Below are 22,670 nucleotides of genomic sequence, written 5' to 3' on the forward strand. Positions count from 1 at the left end.
GGTCGGCGCACCGCCAGGTGTGCCGACCCCGCACCACCTCCGCCGTCGGAGGCAATCTTCAGTCCGAGAACGCCCCGAGCACCGGCAACCATTCCGCGACCCGGACCGCGTCGATCAACTCCTCGCGAGCGAACGGATCCCGCTCGAGCAGATCACGAAGCTCCGCTTCGGACTCGGTCCGGAAGATGAGCAGCGCCCCGGACCCGTCCGGATACGGCCCGCTGGTGAGCAACGTCCCGGCGTCGACCAGCGACCCCAGCCAGTTCCGATGCGCCGCGCGATGGACATCGCGCCCGGGCACGGTGCCCGCGGAGTAGGTGTAGTGCACGGCGAAGGTCGGCACAGGTCGGTCCTCTCAATCCAGGGTCAGCAGCATCCGAGTATTGCCGAGCGTGTTCGGCTTCACGTAGCTGAGGTCCAGGAATTCGGCCACGCCGGTGTCGTACGAGCGGCACATCTCGGCGTACACCTCGGCGGTCACCGGCGTGCCGTGGATCTCCACGAACCCGTGCCCGGCGAAGAACGGCACCTCGAAGGTGAGCACGAACACCCGCCGCAGCCCCAGCTCCCGCGCCACCTCGACCAGCCGGCGCACGATGAGCTTGCCCACACCGTGCCCCTTCACGCTCGGGTGCACCGCTACCGTGCGCACCTCGCCCAGATCCGCCCAGAGCACGTGCAGCGCGCCGCAGCCGACGAGCCGGCCGTCCAGCTCCGCCACCCAGAACTCCTGGACCGCCTCGTACAGCGTCACCAGATTCTTCTCCAGCAGGATGCGGCCCGCGTAGACGTCGATGAGCTCCTTGATCCCCGGTACGTCCGCGGTGCGGGCTCGGCGCACCACCACGGCGGAAGCGGGCGCGCCCGAGGGCGCGACGGAGTTCGCGTCGCTGGTGGAAGCACCGAGTGGTGCCCGAGAAGTCATGGGGTGAACAGTAGCGGGGGCGGTTACCGATAGGCTGAGCCTGTGTCGCGCATCCGCCCCGTCTCGCCCCGGTATCGCCGTGCGCGATCCGCGGGCCGGGGGATGTCGTGAGCGCGCAGCCCGAGGAGATCGACCGGAGGTGGAGCGGCCCCGTCGTCGGCCCCGGTTATCAGCGCGCGCCGCAGGAGGGCCACGTGCCGCACGAGCCCGCCGTGCCGCTGATGAACATCGCGAACATCCTCACCATGCTGCGGATCGCCATCGTCCCGCTGTTCGTGCTCGCGCTCTTCACCGCGGGCGGCCACGACACCGCCTGGCGGATCGGCGCCACCGTGCTCTTCGCGGTCGCCGCCATCACCGACCGCTTCGACGGGCAGCTGGCGCGCAAGTACGGCCTGGTCACCGACTTCGGCAAGCTCGCCGACCCGATCGCGGACAAGGCGCTGGTCGGCGCCGCGCTCATCGGCCTCTCGGTACTCGGCGACCTGGCCTGGTGGATCACCATCGTGATCTGCGCCCGCGAGCTCGGCATCACGCTGCTCCGGCTGGTCGTGGTGCGGCGGGGGGTGATCCCGGCCGGGCGCGGCGGCAAACTCAAGACGCTGGTGCAGACGCTGGCCATCGGGGTGCTGCTGCTGCCGCTCAGCGGCGCCTTCGAGACCGCGGGGATGGCGCTGATGTATCTGGCGGTGCTGCTCACCGTCGCCACCGGGCTGGACTACGTTGGCCAGGCGGTCCGGGTCTGGCTGGCCGGGCCGGGGCGGGCCAGGGAATCGTGACCGGCCCGCCGGCAGACACCGACCCGCCGACCGGCGCCGGTGCCGACCCGCTGGCCGTCGCGGGGGCCGCCGCGCTGGTGGCGGCGTTGCGCGGCGCCCGGCAGACCGTCGCCGCCGCGGAATCGCTGACCGCGGGGCTCTTCACCGCTGCCCTGGCCGGGGTGCCGGGGGCGAGCACCGTGCTGCGGGGCGGGCTCGTGGTCTATGCCACCGATCTCAAGCACACCCTCGCCGGGGTCGACGCCGAGCTGCTGGCCGGGCTCGGCCCGGTCGCCGCGGGCACCGCCGAGCAGCTCGCGGTCGGCGCCCGCACCCGCTGCGGCGCGGACTGGGGCGTCGGCCTCACCGGGGTGGCGGGGCCGGACCCGCAGGGCGGGCAGCCGGTCGGCACCGTCTTCCTCGCGGTCGCCGGGCCCCGGCACACCAGCACCCAGCGGTTGAAACTCGCCGGTGACCGGTGGACCATCAGAATCGGTGCGACGCGCGCGGCGGTCGAGGAGTTGCTGCGCACGGTCGAGGCCGCCGAGCGGCCCTGACCCCGGGCCCGGAAATCATGTCCTGACCCGGGAGAACCCGGAGCCGCGCCGGGCGGATTCGCGCCGTGAAATCCGGGTGAACCCGGAGCTCACGCGGGAACCGATCGGCGCCGTGAGGCGTTGTGCTGGAGAACGGGTTGCGCCGGAGATCCGGCCGCGCCGTGGCGCCGGGCGGATTCGCGCGGGGAGGCGGCGGCCGGTGTGCGAGGAAGAGGAGTGCGAGATGACGCTGCTGCGAGAGGCGATCGGGGACAGTCTGCGGCGTGCGCGGCTCGCGCAGCACCGCACCCTGCGCGAAGTGTCCGGCTCGGCCCGGGTCAGCCTCGGCTACCTCTCGGAGGTCGAGCGCGGGCGCAAGGAGGCCTCCAGCGAGCTGCTGGCCGCTATCTGCTCGGCGCTGGACGTGCCGTTGTCCCGGGTGCTCTGGGATGTGAGCACCATCATGGCCGACGCCGACGGGTTCGGGCCGCTCGGCGACCTGGAGCCGGTGCTGGCCGGCGCCCCGGCCGAGGCGGGCCGGGAGGCCGCGCCCGAGCGGGGCGCCGAGCCGGCCGGGTTCACCGACGCGGGCACCGAGCCCACCGGCGTGATTCCGGCCGCCGAGCGCGGCGCCGGCTCGGAGGCCGCGGCCGCCCCGGCGGGCGCCACCATGTCGGCGGGCACCACCGGATCGGCGGGTGGCGGTGCACCCGCGGACCACCGGCCGGCCGCGGCGCCCGCGCGGCCGATCGGAGACGCCGGGGTCGAGGTGCCCGGCGCCGCGGGCGACGAGGCGGTCCCGGTTCCGGCCGGAATCGGCACCGGCCCGGACGCGCTCGGCGCACCGGACGCCGCCGACCCCCCGGCGGCCGCGATCGTGCCGGGCAGCGTGGTGGTGACCCCCGGCGCGGGCCGCCCGCTGCCGGTGGAGACCAGGATCGTGATCCCGGCCCCGCGCGGCGACGCCCTCGCCCTGGTGAATAGCTGGTGACCGGCTGCGCACGCTGCGCGGGCGAGCGGTCAGCGACTAGATTCGGGGGGCACGGCCTCGGTGGATCCGGGTGCCACATGGTGGAGGATAGGAACCGACAACGGGTGCGTGACGGTCGCGCACCGCAGCCGCGTCGTGACGTGGCGCGTCAGATGGAGGCGGGATCAACCGATGGCTAATCCGTTCGCGAAGGCCTGGAAGTACCTGATGGCCCTCTTCGACTCCAAGATCGAGGAGCACGCCGACCCGAAGGTCCAGATTCAGCAGGCGATCGAGGAGGCCCAGCGGCAGCACCAGGCGCTCTCGCAGCAGGCCGCATCGGTGATCGGCAACCAGCGCCAGCTGGAGATGAAGCTGAACCGGCAGCTCGACGAGGTCGAGAAGCTGAACGCCAACGCGCGGCAGGCCGTGCTCCTCGCCGACCAGGCCATCGCCGCGGGCGACACCGAGAAGGGCGTCCAGTACACCAACGCCGCCGAGGCGTTCGCCGCCCAGCTGGTCACCGCCGAGCAGTCGGTGGAAGACCTCAAGGTACTGCACGACCAGTCGCTGCAGGCGGCCGCGCAGGCCAAGAAGGCGGTCGAGCAGAACGCGATGCTGCTGCAGCAGAAGGTCGCCGAGCGCACCAAGCTGCTCAGCCAGCTGGAGCAGGCCAAGATGCAGGAGCAGGTCTCGGCCTCGCTGCAGCAGATGGACTCCACGCTCTCCGCGCCGGGCAGCACCCCCAGCCTGGACGCCGTGCGGGAGAAGATCGAGCGCCGCTACGCCAACGCGCTCGGCGCCGCCGAGCTGGCCCAGAACTCGGTGCAGGGCCGGATGCTCGAGGTGCAGCAGGCCAGCGTGCAGATGGCCGGGCACAGCAAGCTGGAGCAGATCCGCGCCTCCATGCGCGGCGATTCGCTGCCCGCGGGCGGCAGCACCCCCGCCGTCGGCCAGGCCCAGCCGCAGCCCAACCCGGCCGTTCAGCAGGCCGACCTGAACAAGGGGCAGACCGCCCAGCAGTGAAGGCGCACCGGCCCGGCCGGTGCGGTACAGGAACCGAGAAGGGGAGGCCCGCCCGATGAGCCGCCAGCAGCCCGAGCCCGGCTCGACCTGGCTCGGCCGTGCGAAACCCGCCGCCGTGCAGCACGTTCCGGCGCCCACCGCGGCGGCGCTGCGGGACATCGGGGAGAACGCCCTGGTAGCCGTGCGGCGCTGGGCCGATCCGAGGGAGCGCGAGCTGCGCAGGCGGCGCCGGGCCCGGCGCACCAGCCTGCGGCTGGGCACCGCGGGCGGGCTCACCACCGTCGGCGTGGTCGGGCTGGCCGTGCTCTCCGCGCCGGTCTGGGCCGTTGTCGTGCTCGGCGGCGGTGCGGTGGCGCTGGTCACCGGCGGCGCCATCAGCGCCCGGCGCTACCTGCGGCTGCGGCAGCTGCCCCTGCCGCAGGCCGCCTACCAGCCGCGCAAACTGCCGCCGCTGCGCTCCGCCGCCCGCACCGCCGCGGGCAGGCTGGAACGGGCCGAGCGGGCCATGCACGCCCTCGTCGGCCAGATCGCGCGCACCGGCAGGCTCCCGCTGGACGAACTCGCCGACCTGCGCGAGACCGCGGGCTCCGGCGCCGCCGCGCTCGCCGCGCTGAGCACCGACATCCAGGCCATGGAGCAGGCCGTCGACGCCATCGGCCAGGCCAACCCCGCGACCGCGGGCTCGCTGCGCGACACCGTCCGCGCCGCGGTCCTGCGGCTGGACGCCGGGGTGGCGGAGTACGAGCAGCTGGTCGCCGCCGCCGGCGGGCTGCTCGCGGTGCCGGAAACCGGTGTCGTGCACTACAACTTCGACGTCATCGTCGCCGACCTCAGGCACGCCGCTGACCGCCTCGACGGCTGGGCGCAGGCGCTCACCGAGCTCGCCGACGACGGCCGCGCGCCGCTCCCGCCGCACGGCCGGTAGCGCCCGGCGAAATCACAACGCGCGGTGTCCGGTCGGCGACCGTAGGATGGCGCTGCGGCGACCGGCGACGCGCGGGAACCGCGCAGGTGCCGGGCGCGGGTCGGCAGGGGTGTGTAATGTGCTGTCTCCGAACGGTTCTGGCAGTAAGGACAGGGAAACTATGGCGCAGCGGGTGGTCGTGACGACGGTCGACGATTTCGACGGGGAGTCGGCGGCCGACGAGACCATCGTGTTCGGTCTCGACGGAGTCACCTACGAGATCGACCTGTCGTCGGCGAACGCCGAGCGCCTGCGCGCCGAGCTCGGGGAGTGGGTGCGGCACGCGCGCCGGGTCGGCGGCCGCCGCAGGCGCGCCGGGGAGCAGGGCGCCGCCGGGCGGGCGGGCGAGGACGCCACCGCCATCCGGCGCTGGGCCAGGGAGAACGGCTTCGACATCTCCTCGCGCGGCCGGGTGCCGGACGAGGTGGTCGCGGCCTACCGGACGGCGCATCCCGCCCGCTCCTGACCGTGCCGCGCGGCCCGGAGTAGGTATCCTCCAGCGTGGGAGGAGGTCGTACCGTGCTGCTGCGCCCTGGCGAGATATTCGCCGGTTACCGCGTTCTGCGCCTACTGGGGGCCGGCGGGATGGGCGCGGTGTACCTCGCGCAGCATCCGCGGCTGCCGCGGCGGGACGCGCTGAAAGTGCTCGATCCCGGGCTCGGGGCCGATCCGGAGTTCCGCGCCAGGTTCGAACGCGAGGCCGATCTGGCCGCCCGGCTGGAGCACCCCAATGTGGTGGCCGTCTACGACCGCGGCGCCGAGGGCGAGACGCTCTGGATCGCCATGCGGTACGTGGACGGGGTGGACGCCGCCGAGCTGGTCCGGCGGGGGCCCGCCGCGTTGCCGCCCGCGCGCGCCGTGCGGATCGTCGCGGCGGCGGCGCGCGGGCTGGATGCCGCGCACCGGCACGAGTTGCTGCACCGGGATGTCAAACCGGCCAACATCATGGTCGCCGCCGACGACGAAGGGAACGATGTCGTCCGGCTCACCGACTTCGGCATCGCCCGGCCGCTGGACGCGCCCAGCTCGCTCACCGTCACCGGCTCGGTGCTCGCCACCTTCGCCTACGCCGCGCCGGAGCTGCTCAGCGGCGGCTCGGTCGACCGGAGGGCCGATGTGTACTCGCTCGGGTGCACGCTCTTCGAACTGCTCACCGGCAGTAAGCCGTTCGGTGCGCTGCCGCCCGCTGCCGCCATGGCGGCACATCTCTTCGAGCCGCCACCGCGTGCCTCCGCGCTGAATCCCCTGCTACCGGCCGCGGTGGACGCGGTGATCGCCACCGCGATGGCGAAGGAGCCGGGGGAGCGGTTCGCGAGCTGCGGTGCGCTGGCGGAGGCGGCGATTGCGGCGCTCGGCACGGACGGCCCCGCGGGTGCCGCGGGGATTTCCGGAGCGCCTACGCCGCCCGGCTACCCGGTAGCGGGGGCGTCCGGCGGTGCCGGTTCACCGCACGCCGGGGGCACCGGGCATGCGGCCCAGCCCGGTGCCTCGCAGGGGCACCCCGTTGCGGCGGGTCCGGGTAGCTCGCCCGGAAACCCCGTGGCGGGAGGGCCGTTCGGTTCGAGCGGATACTCCGGGGCAGACGCTCCGGGTGGCCCGGCTCCGGGCGGGGCGCGGGACCTGCCCGCCTGGCCGGGTGCGCAACCCCCCGCACCCGGCGGTGCCCCGGTCCGCCGGAAACGCCGGGCCGCTCTGGCGGGCGCACTGGTGGTGCTCGGCGTCCTGGCCGCGGCCACGCTCGTGGTCCTGACCCGCCCCGACCTCACCGGCACCGCCGCACCCGCGCCGACGACCGCGCCGACGACCACCCGCCCGCCGACGACCTCGGCCCCCGCACCAACGGCAGCGTGGGGCAATGCCGCCTATATCGCCGAGGCCTTCCCCGGCCTGGTCCCTGCCGACCCGGCGGGCACCGGCTACCTCGGCATGCGCTGCGCGCTGAACGACGACCGCGGCGCATGGCTGCACTGCCCGTCCGAGGCGGACGACGGCATCAGCGTCAATATCCGCTGCGACCCGAGCCGCCGCCCGGTCACCTACCGCCGGGAGACACTCGGCTACGCCGACCCGCACGAGGAGCGCTGGAGCAGGCCGAGCGGCACCGGAAGCGTTCGCTACGCCACCGACAGCACGGCCGGCTTCGGCCTGCTCGACATCGCCTTCGACGACCCGGACCGCAGCTTCTGCACGGTCGGCGCCTCCGGCGGCCGCGGCGGCCGGGACGTCTACGACCGCTGGTTCGCCGGCGCCCCGCTCTGAGGAGAGCCGCCCCATGACCCTGACCCCGGGCACGGTGTTCGCCGGGCACCGCATCGAACGTGCCCTCGGCGCGGGCGGCATGGGCACCGTCTACCTGGCGCGACACCCCCGGCTGCCGCGCTCGGTCGCGCTCAAGGTGCTCGACCCGGTGGCAGGCGCCGACCCGGAGTTCCGCGCCAGGTTCCGGCGCGAGGCCGAGCTCGCGGTGCAGCTCGATCACCCGAACATCGTCGAGATCTACGACCGCGGTACCGAGGACGACCTGCTCTGGATGTCCATGCGCTTCGTCGCCGGGCCGGACGTCGCCGAACTCATCCGCACCGCGGGCGGCAGGCTGGACCCGCGGCGCGCGGTGCAGATCCTCACCCAGGCCGCCGCCGGGCTGGACTCGGCGCATCGGCGCGGGCTGCTGCACCGCGACGTCAAACCGGCCAACCTGCTGGTCGCCGACGACGACGGGGCGGACCACGTCTTCGTCACCGACTTCGGCATCGCGCGCAGCCGCACCGACGACAGCGCGCTCACCGGGGCAGGGGCGCTGGTCGCCACGCTCGGGTATGTGGCGCCGGAGCAGATCCGGGGCGACCCGCTCGACCATCGCGCCGATATCTACGCGCTCGGCGCCACGCTGTTCCAGATGCTCACCGGCGCGCTGCCGTTCACCCGCAGCACCCCCGCCGCGGTGCTCGGCGCGCACCTCATGGAGCCGCCGCCGCGGCCCTCCGCCACGGTGCCGGGGCTGCCGGTCGGGCTGGACGCGGTGATCGGGACCGCCATGGCGAAGGATCGGGAGCAGCGCTTTCCCGACTGCCGCTCGTTCGCCGCCGCCGCCCGCGCCGCCCTCGACGCGGTGGCGGCGCAGGCTGTCGCGCCGTTCGCGGGCGGGCGGATACCCGCCGCCGCGCCGGGGATCGTCCCCGCACCGAGCGATCCCACCCTGGTCCGCCCGCAGCTGGACAGTCCGGATGCCCCGGATTCCGTCCCGAGCGCACCGCGGGCCGGCAATCCGGATCCTGCCCCGAGCGCACCGCAGTTCGGTGGCCCGGACGCACCGCAGCCGGGCGGTCCGGGTTCCGTCCCACCTGGTTTCGCGCCCGCGGCGCCGCACTCGGCGGACCCGTCCCCCCCGGCCCGCGCGGCGCGAGCCGACTCGCGTCGGCTCCGAAGTGTCCTGTCCAGCACCTGGTTCCGCGCGGCCGCCGCGATCCTGGCGGTCCTCGCGATCGGCACCGCCGCCACCCTCGCCGCAAGCCCCTCGACCGTCACCGGCATCGGCACCCCGGCCGAACCCGGCACGACGACGCCGACCGGAGCGCCACCGACCACCCCGCCGACGACGACCCGCCCGACGAACCCCGCCTGGGGCCGCGACGCCGACCTCGTCGCCCGCTTCCCGGGCCTCCTCCCGCCGGACCCCACCGCCACCGGCTACCGCGGCGCCCGCTGCACCAGCATGAACGTGCTGAACAACGGCGGCGCCCCGGCGCTGGAGTGCACCCAGGACGACGGCGTGAAGTACTACGTCTGGTCCTACCGTCCCGACGACCCGCGCCGGGACACCGACTTCACCACGAATATCGAGAACGCCACCACCCGCGAGGAGCCGTGGACCCGTCCCTCCGGCACCGGCCGGGTCCGCTGGAGCCACTACCCGGGCGCCAACACCGGCATGCTGACGGTCAAGTTCGACGACCCGGCACGCGCCTGGGTCGTCATCGACGCGAACTGGGACTTCCACACCGGCGACGACCTGTACCGGCAGTGGTGGCCCGGGCTTCCGCTCTGATCAGCGGGTCGGCGCCGCCTCGGTGCTCTCGCTCCGGCCACCGCCCGCGTCGGCGTCACGCGGCGGCTCCGGCCGCCACGCCTCCCGCACGCCGGGCACGCCGTTCTCCACCACGTAGCTCGCCCTGGTGCTGATCGGCGCGCCCGGCCTGCGCACGTACGGCAGCACCCGGAAGTCGGTGCGCCACAGCTCGTGGTCGAGCTCCACCCGCACGTACCCGCGCTGCCCGTTGAAGAACCGGATATCCGGGTTGGCGTCCAGCATGGTGCGCCCGCGCGGGGTCATGTCCGAGCCGTCGCCGCCGCTGGTGATCGAGGTGCCGGTGAACTCCGCCGAGACCACGGGGGAGTCCGGGTCGCCGTGGTCCCGGCGCAGGTCGGCGGCGTGGTTCTCGTGCCGGTCGCCGGTGATCACCACCATGTTCCGCCCGCCGAGCCGGGCGGCGGCGCCGAGCACGGCGGCCCGGTCGGCGAGGTAGCCGTCCCACGGGTCGGTGGCCAGCGCGACCTCGGGGCCGGGGTCCATGTCGGTACGGCTCATCCCGACCTGGTTGCCGAGCACCTGCCAGCGCGCGGGCGAATTCGCCAGCCCGTCCAGCAGCCACTCCCGCTGCCCGGCGCCGAGCATGGTGCGCTCCGGGTTCGACCGCTCGTCGCAGCCGCGCACCACATCGCCGTCGCCGCAGGCCTGCGCGGTGCGGTACTGCCTGGTGTCGAGCATGGTGAAGTCGGCGAGGTCGCCGAAGCGGTAGCGCCGGTGCAGCAGCATGGACGGCCCCCGCGGCATCTGCGCGAGCCGCAGCGGCTGGTGCTCGTACATGGCCTGGAAGGCGGCGGCCCGCCGCTTCAGGAAGAGCGGCCCGAAGCCATGCACGGTGAGACCCAGGCCAGGTGATTCCCCGGCCCAGTTGTTGTCCACCTCGTGGTCGTCCATGGTGACCAGCCACGGGAACGCCGCGTGCGCGGCCTGCAGCGGCGCCTCCGCCTTGGCCTGGGCGTAGCGCAGCCGGTAGCCGCGCAGATCCACCGCCTCACCCTCGAGCTGCGGCTCCCAGACCTGCTGGCCCGCGCGGCCGCGGACCCAGCCCATCTCGTAGATGTAGTCGCCCAGGTGCACCACCAGGTCCAGGTCCTCCCGGCTCAGGTGGTCGTAGGCGGTGAAGTAGCCGGAGGTCCAGGACTGGCAGGAGGCGAAGGCGAAGCGCATGCGGTCCAGCCGCTGCCCGGCCGCGGGCGCGGTGCGGGTGCGGCCGACCGGGGAGATCGCCGAGCCGGCGCGGAAGCGGTAGTAGTACCAGCGGTCCGGCTCCAGCCCGCTGATCTCCGGGTGCACGCTGTGCCCGAGGTCGCGGCCGGCCACCGCGGTGCCGCGGGCGACGACGGCGCGGAACCCCTCGTCGTGCGCCACCTCGTAGTCCACGCTCACCGGGGCCAGCGGGGTGCCTGCCAGGCCGTCCGGGGCGGTGGGGTCGGGGGCGAGCCGGGTCCAGAGCACGAAGCCGTCCGGCGTCGGGTCGCCGGAGGCGACCCCGAGCGAGAACGGGTCGCCGAGCCAGCGCGGCGCGGGGAAGCGGGCGCTGCTCGCCGCGGCTGTACCCGCGAGCACCGCCGCCAGGGCGGCGCCGCCGAACCGCCCGAACTGCCGACGCGAGATGGCCACTCCGTCAGGGTACGTGCGGATGCCGCGGCGGGCCGGGTCCGTGGCAACCCTGAAAGATACCCTGATATCAGCCTTCACCTGCTGTTTCATCGCCGTTCGGCTGCCATGCTCGGAGCAGGACGAGCCGAAGGAGAGATGGCAATGGTGTGGAAGATCATCGGAGTGGTGGTGCTGGCGTGGATCGCGGTGGCGATCATCGGGGCGCTGCTGAAGGGGCTGTTCCCGCTCCTGGTGCTGGCTGTGATCGTCGGCGGGCTCTACCTGCTGTACAAGGCGGTGACCGACAACAGCGACAACAGCATCAGCAAGCTGTAGCTTCGCGGGTATGCGGCAGCTTCCGGAGGACTGGCAGCGCGGGCTGGTGATCGCGGCCCACCCCGACGACATCGAGTACGGGGCGGCGGCCGCGGTCGCCCGCTGGACCGGGCAGGGCAAGGAGCTGCGGTACCTGCTGGTCACCAGCGGCGAGGCCGGGATGGCCGGGGTGCCGCCGGCCGAGGCCGGGCCGCTGCGCGAGCGCGAGGAACGGGCGGCGGCCGCCGAGGTCGGCGTGCGCGACGTGGAGTTCCTCGGCTACCCCGACGGCCGGATCGAGGAGAGCCTCGCGCTCCGCCGCGACCTGGCCGCCGCCATCCGGCGGCACCGCCCCGAGCTGGTGGTGCTCATGCACTTCGGCCCGGTCTGGGCGCCCGGCTACCCGAACACCGCCGACCACAGGGCCACCGGCCGGGCGGCGCTGGACGCCATCGCCGACGCGGGCAACGAGTGGATCTTCCCCGAGCTGGCCGAGCTGCCGCCCTGGACCGCGCGCTGGGCCGCGGTCTTCGAACCCGGCGGCGACCATGCCGTCGACGTCACCGAGGTCATCCCGCAGGCGCACGCCTCGCTCGCCGCGCACCGCCGCTACCTGGAGGTACTCGCCCCGGAGCGGCCGGTGGCCGAGCAGGTGGCCGAGATCGTCGAGATGGGCACCGGGCCGCGCGCCGACTTCCCGGCCGCGCGGGCGGTCGGCTTCACGCTCTACCACTTCCGCGACTGACCGGTGTGGCAGGGTGGGCGGATGCGCGTAGCCGTCGTGGCCGGACCCGACCCAGGACATGCCTTCCCCGCGCTGGCCCTGTGCGCGCGCTTCCGCGCCGCCGGAGACGAGCCGGTGCTCTTCACCGGCCCGCGCTGGTTCGACACCGCCGCGGCCGCGGGGATCGAGGTGCGCAGGCTCAGGGGGCTGGCACCGCGCGCCACCGACGACGACGCCGACGCGGGCAGGCGGATCCACGAGCGCGCCGCGCACATCTCCACCGAGATCCTCCCCGAACTCGGCGCACTGCTCCCCGACCTCGTGGTCTCCGACGTGCTTACCGCCGGTGGCGGCATGGCCGCCGAGCGGCTGGGTGTGCCGTGGGCCGAGCTCTCGCCGCACCCGCTCTACCTGCCGTCGAAGGGGCTGCCGCCGATCGGCAGCGGCCTCGCCCCCGGCACCGGGGTGCGCGGCCGGGCCAGGGACGCCGTGCTGCGCGCGCTCACCGCCCGCGACGTCAGGGCCGGGCAGCGGCAGCGCGCCGCCGCCCGGATCGGGGTCGGGCTGCCCGGCGCCGACCCCGGCCCCGCCGCCCGGCTGATCGCCACCCTGCCCGCGCTCGAGGTGCCGCGCCCGGACTGGCCGGAGCACGCGCACCTGGTCGGGCCGCTGCTCTGGGAGCCGACCGCGGCCGTGCTGGAGCCGCCGCCCGGCACCGAGCCGCTGGTCGTGGTGGCGCCATCCACCGCGCACACCGGGGTCGCCGGGATGGTGGAGACCGTGGTCGAGGCGCTGGACGGCGCCGGGGTGCGGGTCGCCGTCTCCATGCTGGACACCCCACCGCCCGGGCTGCCGAGCTGGGTGCGCGCCGGGCTCGGCAGGCAGGACGTGCTGCTCCGCGCGGCCGCCGTGGTGGTCGGCGGCGGCGGGCACGGGCTGCTGGCCAAGAGTCTGCTCGCCGGGGTTCCGGTGGTCACCGTGCCCGGCGGCGGCGATCAGTGGGAGCTGGCCAACCGCGCGGCCCGCCAGGGCGGCTCGCTGATCGTCCGGCCGCTGACCGCCGCCGCCGTCCGGGCCGCGGTGCTGCGGGTGCTGGAGCAGCCGGGGTTCGCGGCCGCCGCCGGAGCCGCCGCGGCGGGCAGCGCCGAGGTCGCCGACCCGGTCGAGCTCTGCCATCGGGTGCTGGAGCGGGCCGGGGTGCCCTGAGTTGCCCGCGGCGTGTCGGCCTCGGGCGCCGAGGCGGGTGCGCGATCGGGCCGGGGTGCGCTGAGCCCCGGCCGCGGATGCCGGGCCGCGGGACGCATGCCGGGCCGCCGGACATCGGCGCAGGGCCCCGGCCACCGGACGGGTGCGTGCCCGGCCCGGTATCTTCGGCACGGTGCGGTTGACCGAATTCTCCGAACTCCTGCACACCGAATTCGGTGTGGCCAGGGGCGACACGCTGCTCGCCGACCACGTCATCCTCGCGCTCGGCGGGCGCACCGGCGCGCAGGCCATCGAGGCGGGGGTCGATCCCCGCGAGGTCTGGCGCGCGCTCTGCGCCGAGTTCGACGTGCCCCGGGTCCGGTGGTGACCCCGGTCGGCGGGGCGGCTTGACTCGAACACGTGTTCGTCTAGGCTGAGCGCCAGAACTTGTCGGTGCCGCGCTCTAGTGTGGGCGCCAACCACGAGGAAGCGCTTCTTCTCCCCGAGCCGGAGCGCCAACCACACCAGCTTCCCGACGTGAAGGGGATCGACATGGCACCACAGGCTTACGACCGCGACAAGGCGCTGGAGCTCGCGCTCGCCCAGGTCGAGAAGAGCTTCGGCAAGGGCGCGGTCATGCGGCTCGGCGAGGAGGCGCGGCAGCCCGTCTCGGTGATCCCGACCGGCTCCATCGCGCTGGATGTCGCGCTCGGCATCGGCGGGCTGCCGCGCGGCCGGGTGATCGAGGTCTACGGCCCGGAGTCCTCGGGTAAGACCACGGTCGCGCTGCACGCGGTGGCCAATGCCCAGGCCGCGGGCGGCGTCGCCGCGTTCATCGACGCGGAGCACGCGCTGGATCCGGAGTACGCCAAGAAGCTCGGCGTCGACACCGACGCGCTGCTGGTCTCCCAGCCGGACACCGGCGAGCAGGCGCTGGAGATCGCCGACATGCTGGTGCGCTCCGGCGCCATCGACATCATCGTCATCGACTCGGTGGCCGCGCTGGTGCCGCGCGCCGAGATCGAGGGCGAGATGGGTGACAGCCACGTCGGGTTGCAGGCCCGGCTGATGAGCCAGGCGCTGCGCAAGATGACCGGCGCGCTCAACAACTCCGGCACCACCGCCATCTTCATCAACCAGCTGCGCGAGAAGATCGGCGTCATGTTCGGCTCGCCGGAGACCACCACCGGCGGCAAGGCGCTCAAGTTCTACGCCTCGGTCCGGCTCGACGTGCGCCGCATCGAGACGCTCAAGGACGGCAGCGACGCGGTGGGCAACCGCACCCGCGTCAAGGTCGTGAAGAACAAGGTCTCGCCGCCGTTCAAGCAGGCCGAGTTCGACATCCTCTACGGCCAGGGCATCTCCAAGGAGGGCTCGCTCATCGACATGGGCGTCGAGCACGGCTTCATCCGCAAGTCCGGCTCCTGGTACACCTACGAGGGCGACCAGCTGGGCCAGGGCAAGGAGAACGCCAGGAAGTTCCTGCTGGAGAACGTCGATGTGCGCGACGAGATCGAGAAGAAGATCAAGGAGAAGCTCGGCATCGGCGCCGACGTGACCGCGACCGACGGCGCCGAGGTGCCCGCCGATTTCTGAGCCCGTCCGCAACCGCCACGCCGGGCCCGATCCGATGGACGAGGTCCGGCGGCGGTTGCGGGAATTGGAGAGCAGCTCCGGGGGGAGCGATCTTCCGCCGGACGGCCGCGGTGGTGCCGGCCGTCGGCGGGCGGGTCCGGTGGCGGCCGGGCCCGGGCGGGAGGAACCCGCGCCGTCCGGCTCCGGCTGCGCGGCGCAGGGGGGTACCCCGCAGGGTGGGACGGTCGAGCAGGCGAAGGAAGCCTGTCTTCGCCTGCTCGCCGTCCGCGCTCGCAGCCGCGCCGAACTGGCGCAGCGGCTCTCCGCCAAGGGATTCGACGCCGAGGTGACAGCGGCCGCGGTCGAGCGGCTCGTCGAGGTCGGGCTGGTCGACGATGCCGCCTTCGCCGAGCAGTGGGTGCGGTCCAGGCACACCTTCTCCGGGAAGGGGCGGGCGGCACTCGCCCAGGAGCTGCGGCGCAAGGGGGTCGCGCCGGAGACGGCCGCGGCCGCGCTGGACGGTATCAGCGGGGACGACGAGCGGGAGCGGGCCGCCGAGCTGGTGCGCCGGAAGGTGCGCAGTCTGCCCGCGAGCGTGGATCGGGACACGGCGCTTCGCCGGTTGTCCGGGATGTTGGCCCGGCGAGGTTACCCGGCGTCGGTCGCCTTTCCGGTGGTCAGGGCAGAGCTCGATGCCGCCGGGTACACGGGGGGTACCGAGCTGGCGGAGGACTGATCCGGGCCGCCCGCCCGGAGGCGGAGCGGCCCGGGACACCGCCTACTTCTTGGCGATATCAACACCCGGCGCGGCATCGGTGACCACGGAGTTCGCCGCGAGCACCGCGGTGCCCTTCCGCTTGCGGGTGCGCAGCCGCCGCTCCACCCGGGTGGCCACGAAGGTCAGCAGGCTGTTCAGCAGGATCATGATCAGCGCCACCACCATGAGCGCGGGAATGGTGTTGCTCTCCGCCGAGCCGAGCTGCTGCCCGGAGCGCACGATCTCGACATAGGTGATCTGGTAGCCGAGCGCGGAGTCCTTGAGCGCCACCACCATCTGCGAGATCAGCGCGGGCAACATGGCGGTGATCGCCTGCGGCAGCAGGATCAGCCGCATGAGCTGGTTCTTGCGCAGCCCGAGCGCCACCGCCGCCTCGGTCTGCCCGCGCGGCAGCGAGCGGATCCCGGCCCGCACGATCTCCGCGATCACCGACCCGTTGTAGATGGTGAGCGCGGTGACCACCGCGGCGAGCGCCAGATCCTCCGCCATGAACAGGTCGTACTCGGCGAACACCGCGAACAGGAAGATCATCAGGATGAGCACCGGAATGGCGCGCGAGAGCTCGACCACCACGCTCGCGAACCAGCGCACCGGACGATGATCGGAGAGCCGCAGGATGCCGAAGATCATGCCGAGCACCAGCGCGAACACGATGGAGAGCGCGGCTGCGACGATGGTGCCGCGCAGGCCGGGCAGCAGGTACGTCTCCCACACCGAGACTTCCAGGAACGGCGTCCACTTGTCCGCCGCGAACTGGCCCTTGTCCGCGAAGGCGGAGATCGCCAGCCACAGCCCGGCGCCGACCAGCACCACAACGATCGCCGTGTAGAGGTGGTTGCGCAGCCTGGCCTTCGGGCCGGGCGCGTCGAAGAGGACCGAAGACGCGCCGCTCATCGGGCTACCTCGAATCGCTTGGCCAGCCAGCCGAAGAAGAGGCCGGTGGGCAGGGTCAGGATCACGAAGCCGAGCGCGAAGATCGCGCCGATCGCCAGCAGGTCGGCCTCGGTCTCGTTCATGGTCGCCATCAGCGCGGCCGCCTCGGCGACGCCGATCGCGGAGGCGATGGTGGAGTTCTTGGTGAGCGCGATCAGCACGCTGCCCAGCGGCGCGACCACCGCGCGGAAGGCCTGCGGCAGCACGATCAGCCGCAGGTTCTGGCTGAACCCGAGCCCGAGCGAGCGGCCCGCCTCGGACTGCCCGAGCGGCACCGTGTTGATGCCGGAGCGCAGCGACTCGCAGACGAACGCGGCGGTGTACACGCTCAGGCCGACGATGGCCCAGCGGAAGTTGATGGCGTTCAGCGTCTCGCCGCCCAGCGTGAGCCCCATGGTGGAGTACAGCCCGAGCGAGCAGAAGACGATGATCAGCGTGAGCGGGGTATTGCGGATCAGCGTGACGTAGGCGGTGCCGACGCCGCGCGCGATCGGCACCGGCGACACCCGCAGCCCGGCCACGATCGTGCCGAGCACCAGCGCGCCGACGGAGGAAAGCACCGTCAGCTGGATGGTCACCCAGAAGGCGTCCAGTATCTGGTCGCCGTACCGCGAGATCAGATCGAACACGAGCGCGCGTCCCTTGCGATCGAGGGTGGACGGGGGAAGACCGGCGAGGGCGGCCCGGCGGGCCGGGCCGCCCTCGCCGAGCGGGTCAGTAGCGGTTCACCGTGGGCGGCGCCGGGATCTGGTACCCGGTGGCGCCGAAGGTCTGGTTCAGCGCGGCGGCCCAGGAGCCGTCGGCGATCATCGCCTCGATGGCGTCGTTCACCGCGTCGCGGGTCTCCTGGTCGCCCTTCTTCAGCCCGATGCCGTAGTTCTCCGTGGTGAACGGCTCGCCGACCACCTCGAGCTGGCCCGGTGACTGGGCCGCGAAGCCGGCCAGGATGATGTCGTCGGTGGTCACCGCGTCCACCGAGCCGCTGCGCAGCGCCTCCACGCAGAGCGAGTAGGTGTCGTACTCCTGCAGCTGCACGTCGTTGGCGTACTTGTCCTTGACGTTCTGCGCCGGGGTCGAGCCCTTGACCGAGCAGAGCTTCTTGCCGCCGGTCAGCGACTCCGGGCCGGTGATGGTGGTGTTGTCGGCCTTGACCAGCAGCGACTGCCCGGCCACGAAGTACGGCCCGGCGAAGTCGACCTTCTCCTTGCGCTTGTCGTTGATCGAGTAGGTGGCGATGACCAGGTCGACCTGCCCGTTCTCGATCAGCGTCTCGCGCTGGGCCGACGGGGCCTCCTTGAAGGTGATCTGATCCGGCTGTACGCCGAGCTTGCCCGCCACGTACTTGGCGACCTCGACGTCGAACCCGCTGTAGGAGCCGTCCTTGTTGCGCAGCCCGAGGCCGGGCTGGTCGAACTTGATGCCGACGGTGAGCTTGCCGTCCTTGGCGTTCTCGGTGGCGGACTTGTCGGAGCCGCCCCCACAGGCGGCCGTGCTCGCCACGGCAAGCGCCAGAGCGACCGCGCCGATCCCGGCGCGCAGCGCGCGGTTGATCCTCATCGAGTTCCTTCTCTCTGTCCTAGTGGCTCAGGATCTTGCCCAGGAAGTCCTTGGCCCGGTCCGATTTCGGGGCGGTGAAGAACGTCTCGGGCTCGGCGTCCTCGACGACCTGGCCGTCGGCCATGAAGAGCACCCGGTCGCCCGCGCGCCGGGCGAAGCCCATCTCGTGGGTGACCACGACCATGGTCATTCCCTCCTTGGCCAGCGCGACCATCACCTCGAGCACCTCGTTGACCATCTCCGGGTCCAGCGCGGAGGTGGGCTCGTCGAAGAGCATGACCTTGGGGTTCATCGCGAGCGCGCGGGCGATGGCGACGCGCTGCTGCTGGCCGCCGGAGAGCTGCGCGGGGTACTTGTCCGCCTGGTCGGCGATGCCGACCCGCTCCAGCAGCGCTTCCGCCTGCTTGCGCGCCTCGTCCTTCTTCAGCTTGCGCACCTTGAGCGGCGCCAGCATGACGTTGTCGAGGATCGTCTTGTGCGCGAACAGGTTGAACGACTGGAAGACCATGCCGACATCGGCGCGCAGTGCCGCCAGCGCCTTGCCCTCTGCGGGCAGCGGAACGCCGTCCACCGCGATCTCGCCGGAGTCGATCGGCTCCAGCCGGTTGATGGTGCGGCAGAGCGTGGACTTGCCGGAGCCGGACGGCCCGAGCACGATCACCACCTGCCCGCGCGGCACCTCCAGATTGATGTCGCGCAGCACGTGCAGCGCACCGAAGTGCTTGTCCACCTTGCGTATCGAGATCATCGGCGGGGTGCCCGCCGGCGCAGCGGCGGGGGTGTCCCCGGTGGCCCCGGGTGCGGCGGCGTCGTCGGTCATGGTCACTGACCTTAAAGGGAAAACCGGTTTTTGCCCTCCTTTACGGGACACGCCGCCGCGCCGCGCCGATTCGACATACCCCCGTAACCTGGCGGTACCCTCGTCTCCCCAGTCCCGGTGACCCCCGTAGGCTGGGCGCGTGGATTCGATGGGACGGATGGCGGTGCTCCCGGCCGCGGAGGCCGGCGCCGGCCGCAGCTACGAGGTGCGCACCTTCGGCTGCCAGATGAACGTGCACGACTCCGAGCGGCTCTCCGGGTTGCTCGAAGATGCCGGGTACGTCCGGGCGGTGCCCGGCGCGCAGCCCGATCTGGTGGTCTTCAACACCTGCGCGGTGCGCGAGAACGCGGACAACAAGCTCTACGGCACGCTCGGGCACCTGGCGCCGGCGAAGGCGGAGCGGCCCGGCATGCAGATCGCGGTCGGCGGCTGCCTGGCGCAGAAGGACCGGGACGCCGTCGTCCGCCGCGCGCCCTGGGTGGACGTGGTCTTCGGCACGCACAACATCGGCTCGCTGCCGGTGCTGCTGGAGCGTGCCAGGCACAATGCCGAGGCCCAGGTGGAGATCCTGGATTCGCTGGAGGCGTTTCCCTCCACGCTGCCCGCCAAGCGCGAGTCGGCCTACGCGGGCTGGGTCTCCATCTCGGTCGGCTGCAACAACACCTGCACCTTCTGCATCGTCCCCGCGCTGCGCGGCAAGGAGGTGGACCGGCGCCCCGGCGATGTGCTCGCCGAGGTGCAGGCGCTGGTCGACCAGGGGGTGCTGGAGGTGACGCTGCTCGGGCAGAACGTCAATGCCTATGGCGCCTCGTTCGCCGACCCGGCCGAGCCGCGCGATCGCGGCGCGTTCGCCAAGCTGTTGCGCGCCTGCGGCGGCATCGAGGGTCTGGAGCGGGTGCGTTTCACCTCGCCGCACCCGGCGGAGTTCACCGACGACGTGATCGAGGCGATGGCGGTCACCCCGAATATCTGTCCGCAACTGCACATGCCGCTGCAGTCCGGGTCGGACCGGGTGCTCAAGGCCATGCGCCGCTCCTATCGGCAGGCGCGCTACCTCGGCATCATCGACAAGGTGCGGGCCGCCATGCCGCACGCGGCGATCACCACCGACATCATCGTCGGCTTCCCCGGCGAGACCGAGGAGGATTTCGAGCAGACCCTCGAGGTCGTCCGGCGGGCCCGCTTCACCAGCGCGTACACCTTCCAGTACTCCAAGCGGCCGGGGACTCCCGCCGCCGAGCTGCCGGATCAGCTGCCGAAGGCCGTGGTGCAGGCGCGGTACGAGCGGCTGATCGCGCTGCAGGAGGAGATCTCGCTGGCCGGGAACCGGGAGCTGGTCGGCGCCGAGGTGGAGTTGCTGGTAGCCGAGGGCGCGGGGAAGAAGAACGCCGCCACCGCCAGGATGAGCGGCCGCGCCAGGGACGGCAGGCTGGTGCACTTCCGCCCGGAGGGTGCCGGTATCCGCCCCGGTGACCTGGTGACCGTCACGGTGACCGGCGCCGCGCCGCACCACCTGATCGCCGACGCGCCGATCATCGACCACCGCCGGACCCGGGCCGGGGACGCGCACGAGCGCGGGATCACCCCGAAGACCGCGCCGATCGGGGTCGGGCTCGGGCTGCCGAGCATCGGCGCGCCCGTGGTGCAGGAGGCCAGCAGCGGCTGCGCCACCGGGTGCGGCACGTGACCGGTCCGGCCGATCCCGGCGACGAGCCGGGCCGAGAAGGAGACGACGTGAACCCCGCCGAGAGCCTGGAACAGATGCGCGCCGAGATCGACGCCGTGGAGCGGCGGGTCGCGGGGGAGATCGACCCGGGGGCCCGCGCGCTGGTGGTGGCGGTCGCGGTGTTCGCGCTGCTGATCTCGCTGGTGCTCGCGCACGCCGGGTCGGCGCGCGGCTTCGATGTGCTGCTCGGCACCGAGGCGGCGCGGATCGAGCACATCGGGCTGCCCTCCCGGATCTTCGTCTGGTTCGTGACGGTCTTCGGGATCGGCTTCTCGCTGCTGGCGCTGATGACCAGACGCTGGGCGCTGGCCTGGGTGGCGCTCGCCGGGTCGGCCGTGGCCAGCGCCTTCGGCGTCTTCTCCATCTGGCACCGGCAGACGCCCGGGCTGAACAACTACATCGGCGCGGGGCCAGGGATCGGGCTCGTCCTCGGCACCATCGCCGCCGTCGTCCTCACCTTCCACTGGGTGAAGGTGGTGTGGAGCCGGACCGCCGTGCACCTCGCCGCCGAGGAGCAGCGGCGCGCCGTCGCCGCCGCCGCGGAGGAAGAAGAGCGCAGGAAGCGCTTCGGCGAGAGCTGAGCTCCGCCTGCGGCGGGCATCCCGGTCGACCGAGCGCGTGCGGCGAGCTCAGCGGTCCGCGGCTGCGCCCGTCACCCGCGCGGGCCGAGCGCACCCCCGGAGAGCTGCGGCATCGCGTGCCACGCCGGCACCGGGCGAGCACCCGCCCGACCTCGGTCAGAGGTTGCTGACCGCGCCTTCGGCGGCGTCGGCCCACTCACGCCACTGCTTGGCCTGCTCGAGCGCCCGCTCGGCATCGCGGGTCTTCCCCGCGGCCTGCGCCTTGGCGGCCTGCTCCTCGAACTGCTGCACCCGCTCGCGGAACTGCGCCGCACGGGCGACCGCCTCCGGGTCGCTGCGCCGCCACTGGGCGTCGGCCGCCTCGCGCACCCGCTTCTCGATGGCGCGCAGCTTGCCCTCCAGGTCCTGCATGCGCTCGCGCGGCACCTTGCCCAGCGCGTCCCACTTCTCCTGCAGGTCGCGCAGCGCGGCGCGGGCGCCTTCCAGATCGGTGGCCGGGTCGATATGCGCGTACGTGCGCAGCAACTCCTCCTTGGCGGTGGCGTTCTGCTCGAACTCGGCGTCCCGCTCGGAGGCGGCGGAGTTGCGGGCCGCGAAGAACACGTCCTGCGCGCTCTTGAACCGGCGCCACAGCGCCTCGTCGGCTTCGCGCGGCGCCCGGCCCGCGGCCTTCCACTCGGTCAGCAGGTCACGGAAGACGGCGGCGGTGCCTGCCCAGTCGGTGGAGCCGGAGAGCGCCTCGGCCTGCACGCACAGCTCCTCCTTGCGGGTCTTGGCGGTGGCGCGCTCGCGATCCAGCTCGGCGAAGTGCGCGCCGCGGCGGCGGTTGAACGACTCCCGCGCCTTGGAGTAGCGGCGCCACAGCGCGTCGTCGACCTTGCGGTCGACGCCGCGAATGGTCTTCCACTCGTCCAGGATCTCGCGCAGCCGGTCGCCCGCGGCCTTCCACTGGGTGGATTCGGCGGCGATCTTCTCCGCCTCGGCGGCCAGCGCCTCCTTGCGCTCGGTGTGCTCGTGGCGCGCGCGCTCCTTTTCTTCGCGGGCGTGCGCGGCGGCTTCCTCGGAGTGCTCGGCGATGGCGGCGAGCCGGGCGGCGAGGCCGTCGATATCGCCGATGACGGCGGCGCTCGGCAGCGATTCGGCCAGCGCGACGGCGGCGGCCCTGGTCTTGCGGGCGTCGGCGCCCGCCGCGAGCCTGGCCTCCAGCAGCGCGACCTCGGTGGCCAGATCGTCGAAGCGGCGGCCGAAGTGCGCCAGCCCCTCGGTGGCGTCACCGGCCTGCCAGGAGCCGATCTGCCGCTCGCCGTCGGCGGTCTTGACCCAGGCGGTACCGTCCTCGTCGACGCGGCCCCACTTGCTCGGGTCGCTGACCGTCGGGACGACGACCGGGTGCGGATGCTGCTGGGCGGCGGGGCCGGGAGCGGGCTTGACGGCGTGCGGCTTGGGACGGGTGCCCGCACCGCCGGGCTTCGGGGCACCGGACGGGCGCGGTACCTGCGCGGGGCGGCCGGCGTCGGCGGTTCCGTTGGTGTCGGTCATTGCTCCTCGTCCCTGCCGCGCGTCACGGCTGCCTGATTACGCCCTGGCTCACCCCATTCAACCCGGTGCGAGCCC

Annotated in this window: 23 protein-coding genes and 1 pseudogene; 16 read left to right on the forward strand and 8 right to left on the reverse strand. The window is 73.3% G+C overall.

Going from position 1 to position 22,670, the window contains the following annotated elements; all coding sequences use genetic code 11:
* Positions 1 to 58: 58 nt before the first annotated feature.
* The gene (locus tag NH2_RS19465; protein ID WP_067656164.1) at positions 59 to 343 is read right to left on the reverse strand and encodes a YciI family protein; all 285 of its coding nucleotides are present in this window, start codon (positions 341 to 343) and stop codon (positions 59 to 61) included.
* Positions 344 to 355: 12 nt separating this feature from the next.
* The gene (locus NH2_RS19470) at positions 356 to 925 is read right to left on the reverse strand and encodes an amino-acid N-acetyltransferase (RefSeq protein ID WP_174552849.1); all 570 of its coding nucleotides are present in this window, start codon (positions 923 to 925) and stop codon (positions 356 to 358) included.
* 221 nt (positions 926 to 1,146) lie between these two features.
* Between NH2_RS19470 and pgsA the strand changes: the two genes are divergently transcribed.
* The 8 genes and pseudogenes from pgsA (at position 1,147) to NH2_RS19510 (ending at position 9,224) form a co-directional block, all read left to right on the forward strand.
* Positions 1,147 to 1,704 (forward strand): CDP-diacylglycerol--glycerol-3-phosphate 3-phosphatidyltransferase, encoded by a 558-nt coding sequence (pgsA, locus tag NH2_RS19475; RefSeq protein WP_067656746.1) that lies wholly within the window; start codon positions 1,147 to 1,149, stop codon positions 1,702 to 1,704.
* Positions 1,701 to 2,240, forward strand: coding sequence for a CinA family protein (locus tag NH2_RS19480; protein ID WP_067656167.1), 540 nt, complete (start codon positions 1,701 to 1,703; stop codon positions 2,238 to 2,240). The genes pgsA and NH2_RS19480 overlap by 4 nt, the downstream gene beginning before the upstream one ends.
* Positions 2,241 to 2,463: 223 nt before the next feature.
* Positions 2,464 to 2,838 (forward strand): annotated as a pseudogene (locus NH2_RS30400) (helix-turn-helix domain-containing protein); the annotation flags it as partial.
* 543 nt (positions 2,839 to 3,381) lie between these two features.
* Positions 3,382 to 4,215 (forward strand): PspA/IM30 family protein, encoded by an 834-nt coding sequence (locus NH2_RS19490; protein WP_067656170.1) that lies wholly within the window; start codon positions 3,382 to 3,384, stop codon positions 4,213 to 4,215.
* A 55-nt stretch (positions 4,216 to 4,270) separates the two neighbouring features.
* On the forward strand, positions 4,271 to 5,140 hold the full coding sequence (gene pspM, locus NH2_RS19495; RefSeq protein ID WP_067656173.1) for a phage shock envelope stress response protein PspM: 870 nt from the start codon (positions 4,271 to 4,273) through the stop codon (positions 5,138 to 5,140).
* Between the two features lie 160 nt (positions 5,141 to 5,300).
* On the forward strand, positions 5,301 to 5,645 hold the full coding sequence (locus NH2_RS19500; RefSeq protein WP_067656176.1) for a histone-like nucleoid-structuring protein Lsr2: 345 nt from the start codon (positions 5,301 to 5,303) through the stop codon (positions 5,643 to 5,645).
* 53 nt (positions 5,646 to 5,698) lie between these two features.
* Positions 5,699 to 7,438, forward strand: a complete 1,740-nt coding sequence (locus NH2_RS19505) for a serine/threonine-protein kinase (protein ID WP_245650663.1) — start codon at positions 5,699 to 5,701, stop codon at positions 7,436 to 7,438.
* A gap of 13 nt (positions 7,439 to 7,451) precedes the next feature.
* The gene (locus tag NH2_RS19510) at positions 7,452 to 9,224 is read left to right on the forward strand and encodes a serine/threonine-protein kinase (protein WP_067656180.1); all 1,773 of its coding nucleotides are present in this window, start codon (positions 7,452 to 7,454) and stop codon (positions 9,222 to 9,224) included.
* Here the strand turns inward: NH2_RS19510 and NH2_RS19515 are convergent, their stop codons facing one another.
* Positions 9,225 to 10,883, reverse strand: coding sequence for an alkaline phosphatase D family protein (locus NH2_RS19515; RefSeq protein ID WP_245650664.1), 1,659 nt, complete (start codon positions 10,881 to 10,883; stop codon positions 9,225 to 9,227).
* A 135-nt stretch (positions 10,884 to 11,018) separates the two neighbouring features.
* On the opposite strand from NH2_RS19515, the gene NH2_RS28925 reads away from it, so the two are divergent.
* The 6 genes from NH2_RS28925 to recX all read left to right on the forward strand — a co-directional run bounded on the left by NH2_RS28925 (position 11,019) and on the right by recX (position 15,397).
* A complete protein-coding gene (locus tag NH2_RS28925; RefSeq protein WP_157103871.1) occupies positions 11,019 to 11,198 on the forward strand; it encodes a hypothetical protein in 180 nt (59 codons plus the stop codon).
* 10 nt (positions 11,199 to 11,208) lie between these two features.
* The gene (locus tag NH2_RS19520; protein ID WP_067656184.1) at positions 11,209 to 11,922 is read left to right on the forward strand and encodes a PIG-L deacetylase family protein; all 714 of its coding nucleotides are present in this window, start codon (positions 11,209 to 11,211) and stop codon (positions 11,920 to 11,922) included.
* A gap of 21 nt (positions 11,923 to 11,943) precedes the next feature.
* A complete protein-coding gene (locus NH2_RS19525; protein WP_067656187.1) occupies positions 11,944 to 13,107 on the forward strand; it encodes a glycosyltransferase in 1,164 nt (387 codons plus the stop codon).
* Positions 13,108 to 13,279: 172 nt separating this feature from the next.
* A complete protein-coding gene (locus NH2_RS19530) occupies positions 13,280 to 13,474 on the forward strand; it encodes a DUF3046 domain-containing protein (RefSeq protein ID WP_067656752.1) in 195 nt (64 codons plus the stop codon).
* A gap of 164 nt (positions 13,475 to 13,638) precedes the next feature.
* Positions 13,639 to 14,682: a recombinase RecA gene (gene recA, locus NH2_RS19535; protein WP_067656755.1), complete on the forward strand. Its 1,044-nt coding sequence runs from the start codon at positions 13,639 to 13,641 to the stop codon at positions 14,680 to 14,682.
* A 139-nt stretch (positions 14,683 to 14,821) separates the two neighbouring features.
* On the forward strand, positions 14,822 to 15,397 hold the full coding sequence (recX, locus tag NH2_RS19540; protein ID WP_245650665.1) for a recombination regulator RecX: 576 nt from the start codon (positions 14,822 to 14,824) through the stop codon (positions 15,395 to 15,397).
* Positions 15,398 to 15,439: 42 nt separating this feature from the next.
* Here the strand turns inward: recX and NH2_RS19545 are convergent, their stop codons facing one another.
* From NH2_RS19545 to NH2_RS19560, 4 genes are all read right to left on the reverse strand, one after another.
* Positions 15,440 to 16,333 carry an amino acid ABC transporter permease gene (locus NH2_RS19545; RefSeq protein WP_067656190.1) on the reverse strand — a complete coding sequence of 298 codons (894 nt, stop codon included), beginning with the start codon at positions 16,331 to 16,333 and terminating at the stop codon, positions 15,440 to 15,442.
* Positions 16,330 to 17,001: an amino acid ABC transporter permease gene (locus NH2_RS19550; RefSeq protein WP_067656193.1), complete on the reverse strand. Its 672-nt coding sequence runs from the start codon at positions 16,999 to 17,001 to the stop codon at positions 16,330 to 16,332. Before NH2_RS19550 ends, NH2_RS19545 begins: the two co-directional genes overlap by 4 nt.
* 85 nt (positions 17,002 to 17,086) lie before the next feature.
* Positions 17,087 to 17,929, reverse strand: coding sequence for a glutamate ABC transporter substrate-binding protein (locus NH2_RS19555; protein WP_067656196.1), 843 nt, complete (start codon positions 17,927 to 17,929; stop codon positions 17,087 to 17,089).
* Between the two features lie 19 nt (positions 17,930 to 17,948).
* Entirely contained in the window at positions 17,949 to 18,677 is a 729-nt protein-coding gene (locus NH2_RS19560; RefSeq protein WP_067656761.1) for an amino acid ABC transporter ATP-binding protein, read from the reverse strand.
* A 220-nt stretch (positions 18,678 to 18,897) separates the two neighbouring features.
* Between NH2_RS19560 and miaB the strand changes: the two genes are divergently transcribed.
* Positions 18,898 to 20,436 (forward strand): tRNA (N6-isopentenyl adenosine(37)-C2)-methylthiotransferase MiaB, encoded by a 1,539-nt coding sequence (gene miaB, locus NH2_RS19565; RefSeq protein ID WP_245650687.1) that lies wholly within the window; start codon positions 18,898 to 18,900, stop codon positions 20,434 to 20,436.
* Positions 20,433 to 21,056, forward strand: coding sequence for an Rv2732c family membrane protein (locus NH2_RS19570; protein ID WP_067656764.1), 624 nt, complete (start codon positions 20,433 to 20,435; stop codon positions 21,054 to 21,056). The genes miaB and NH2_RS19570 overlap by 4 nt, the downstream gene beginning before the upstream one ends.
* Before the next feature lie 156 nt (positions 21,057 to 21,212).
* Here the strand turns inward: NH2_RS19570 and NH2_RS19575 are convergent, their stop codons facing one another.
* Complete coding sequence (locus NH2_RS19575; RefSeq protein ID WP_067656202.1) at positions 21,213 to 22,595, reverse strand: DUF349 domain-containing protein; 1,383 nt, start codon at positions 22,593 to 22,595, stop codon at positions 21,213 to 21,215.
* Positions 22,596 to 22,670: the final 75 nt, after the last annotated feature.

It is taken from the genome of Nocardia harenae NBRC 108248 (assembly GCF_001612885.1).
Taxonomy (GTDB): domain Bacteria; phylum Actinomycetota; class Actinomycetes; order Mycobacteriales; family Mycobacteriaceae; genus Nocardia; species Nocardia harenae.

Coding starts and splice junctions, on each gene's coding strand:
- NH2_RS19470 (WP_174552849.1), bottom strand. CDS start 925: ATGACTTCTCGGGCACCACTCGGTGCTTCCACCAGCGACGCGAACTCC.
- pgsA (WP_067656746.1), top strand. CDS start 1,147: ATGAACATCGCGAACATCCTCACCATGCTGCGGATCGCCATCGTCCCG.
- NH2_RS19490 (WP_067656170.1), top strand. CDS start 3,382: ATGGCTAATCCGTTCGCGAAGGCCTGGAAGTACCTGATGGCCCTCTTC.
- pspM (WP_067656173.1), top strand. CDS start 4,271: ATGAGCCGCCAGCAGCCCGAGCCCGGCTCGACCTGGCTCGGCCGTGCG.
- NH2_RS19500 (WP_067656176.1), top strand. CDS start 5,301: ATGGCGCAGCGGGTGGTCGTGACGACGGTCGACGATTTCGACGGGGAG.
- NH2_RS19510 (WP_067656180.1), top strand. CDS start 7,452: ATGACCCTGACCCCGGGCACGGTGTTCGCCGGGCACCGCATCGAACGT.
- NH2_RS28925 (WP_157103871.1), top strand. CDS start 11,019: ATGGCAATGGTGTGGAAGATCATCGGAGTGGTGGTGCTGGCGTGGATC.
- NH2_RS19520 (WP_067656184.1), top strand. CDS start 11,209: ATGCGGCAGCTTCCGGAGGACTGGCAGCGCGGGCTGGTGATCGCGGCC.
- NH2_RS19525 (WP_067656187.1), top strand. CDS start 11,944: ATGCGCGTAGCCGTCGTGGCCGGACCCGACCCAGGACATGCCTTCCCC.
- recA (WP_067656755.1), top strand. CDS start 13,639: ATGGCACCACAGGCTTACGACCGCGACAAGGCGCTGGAGCTCGCGCTC.
- NH2_RS19545 (WP_067656190.1), bottom strand. CDS start 16,333: ATGAGCGGCGCGTCTTCGGTCCTCTTCGACGCGCCCGGCCCGAAGGCC.
- NH2_RS19555 (WP_067656196.1), bottom strand. CDS start 17,929: ATGAGGATCAACCGCGCGCTGCGCGCCGGGATCGGCGCGGTCGCTCTG.
- NH2_RS19560 (WP_067656761.1), bottom strand. CDS start 18,677: ATGATCTCGATACGCAAGGTGGACAAGCACTTCGGTGCGCTGCACGTG.
- miaB (WP_245650687.1), top strand. CDS start 18,898: ATGGGACGGATGGCGGTGCTCCCGGCCGCGGAGGCCGGCGCCGGCCGC.
- NH2_RS19575 (WP_067656202.1), bottom strand. CDS start 22,595: ATGACCGACACCAACGGAACCGCCGACGCCGGCCGCCCCGCGCAGGTA.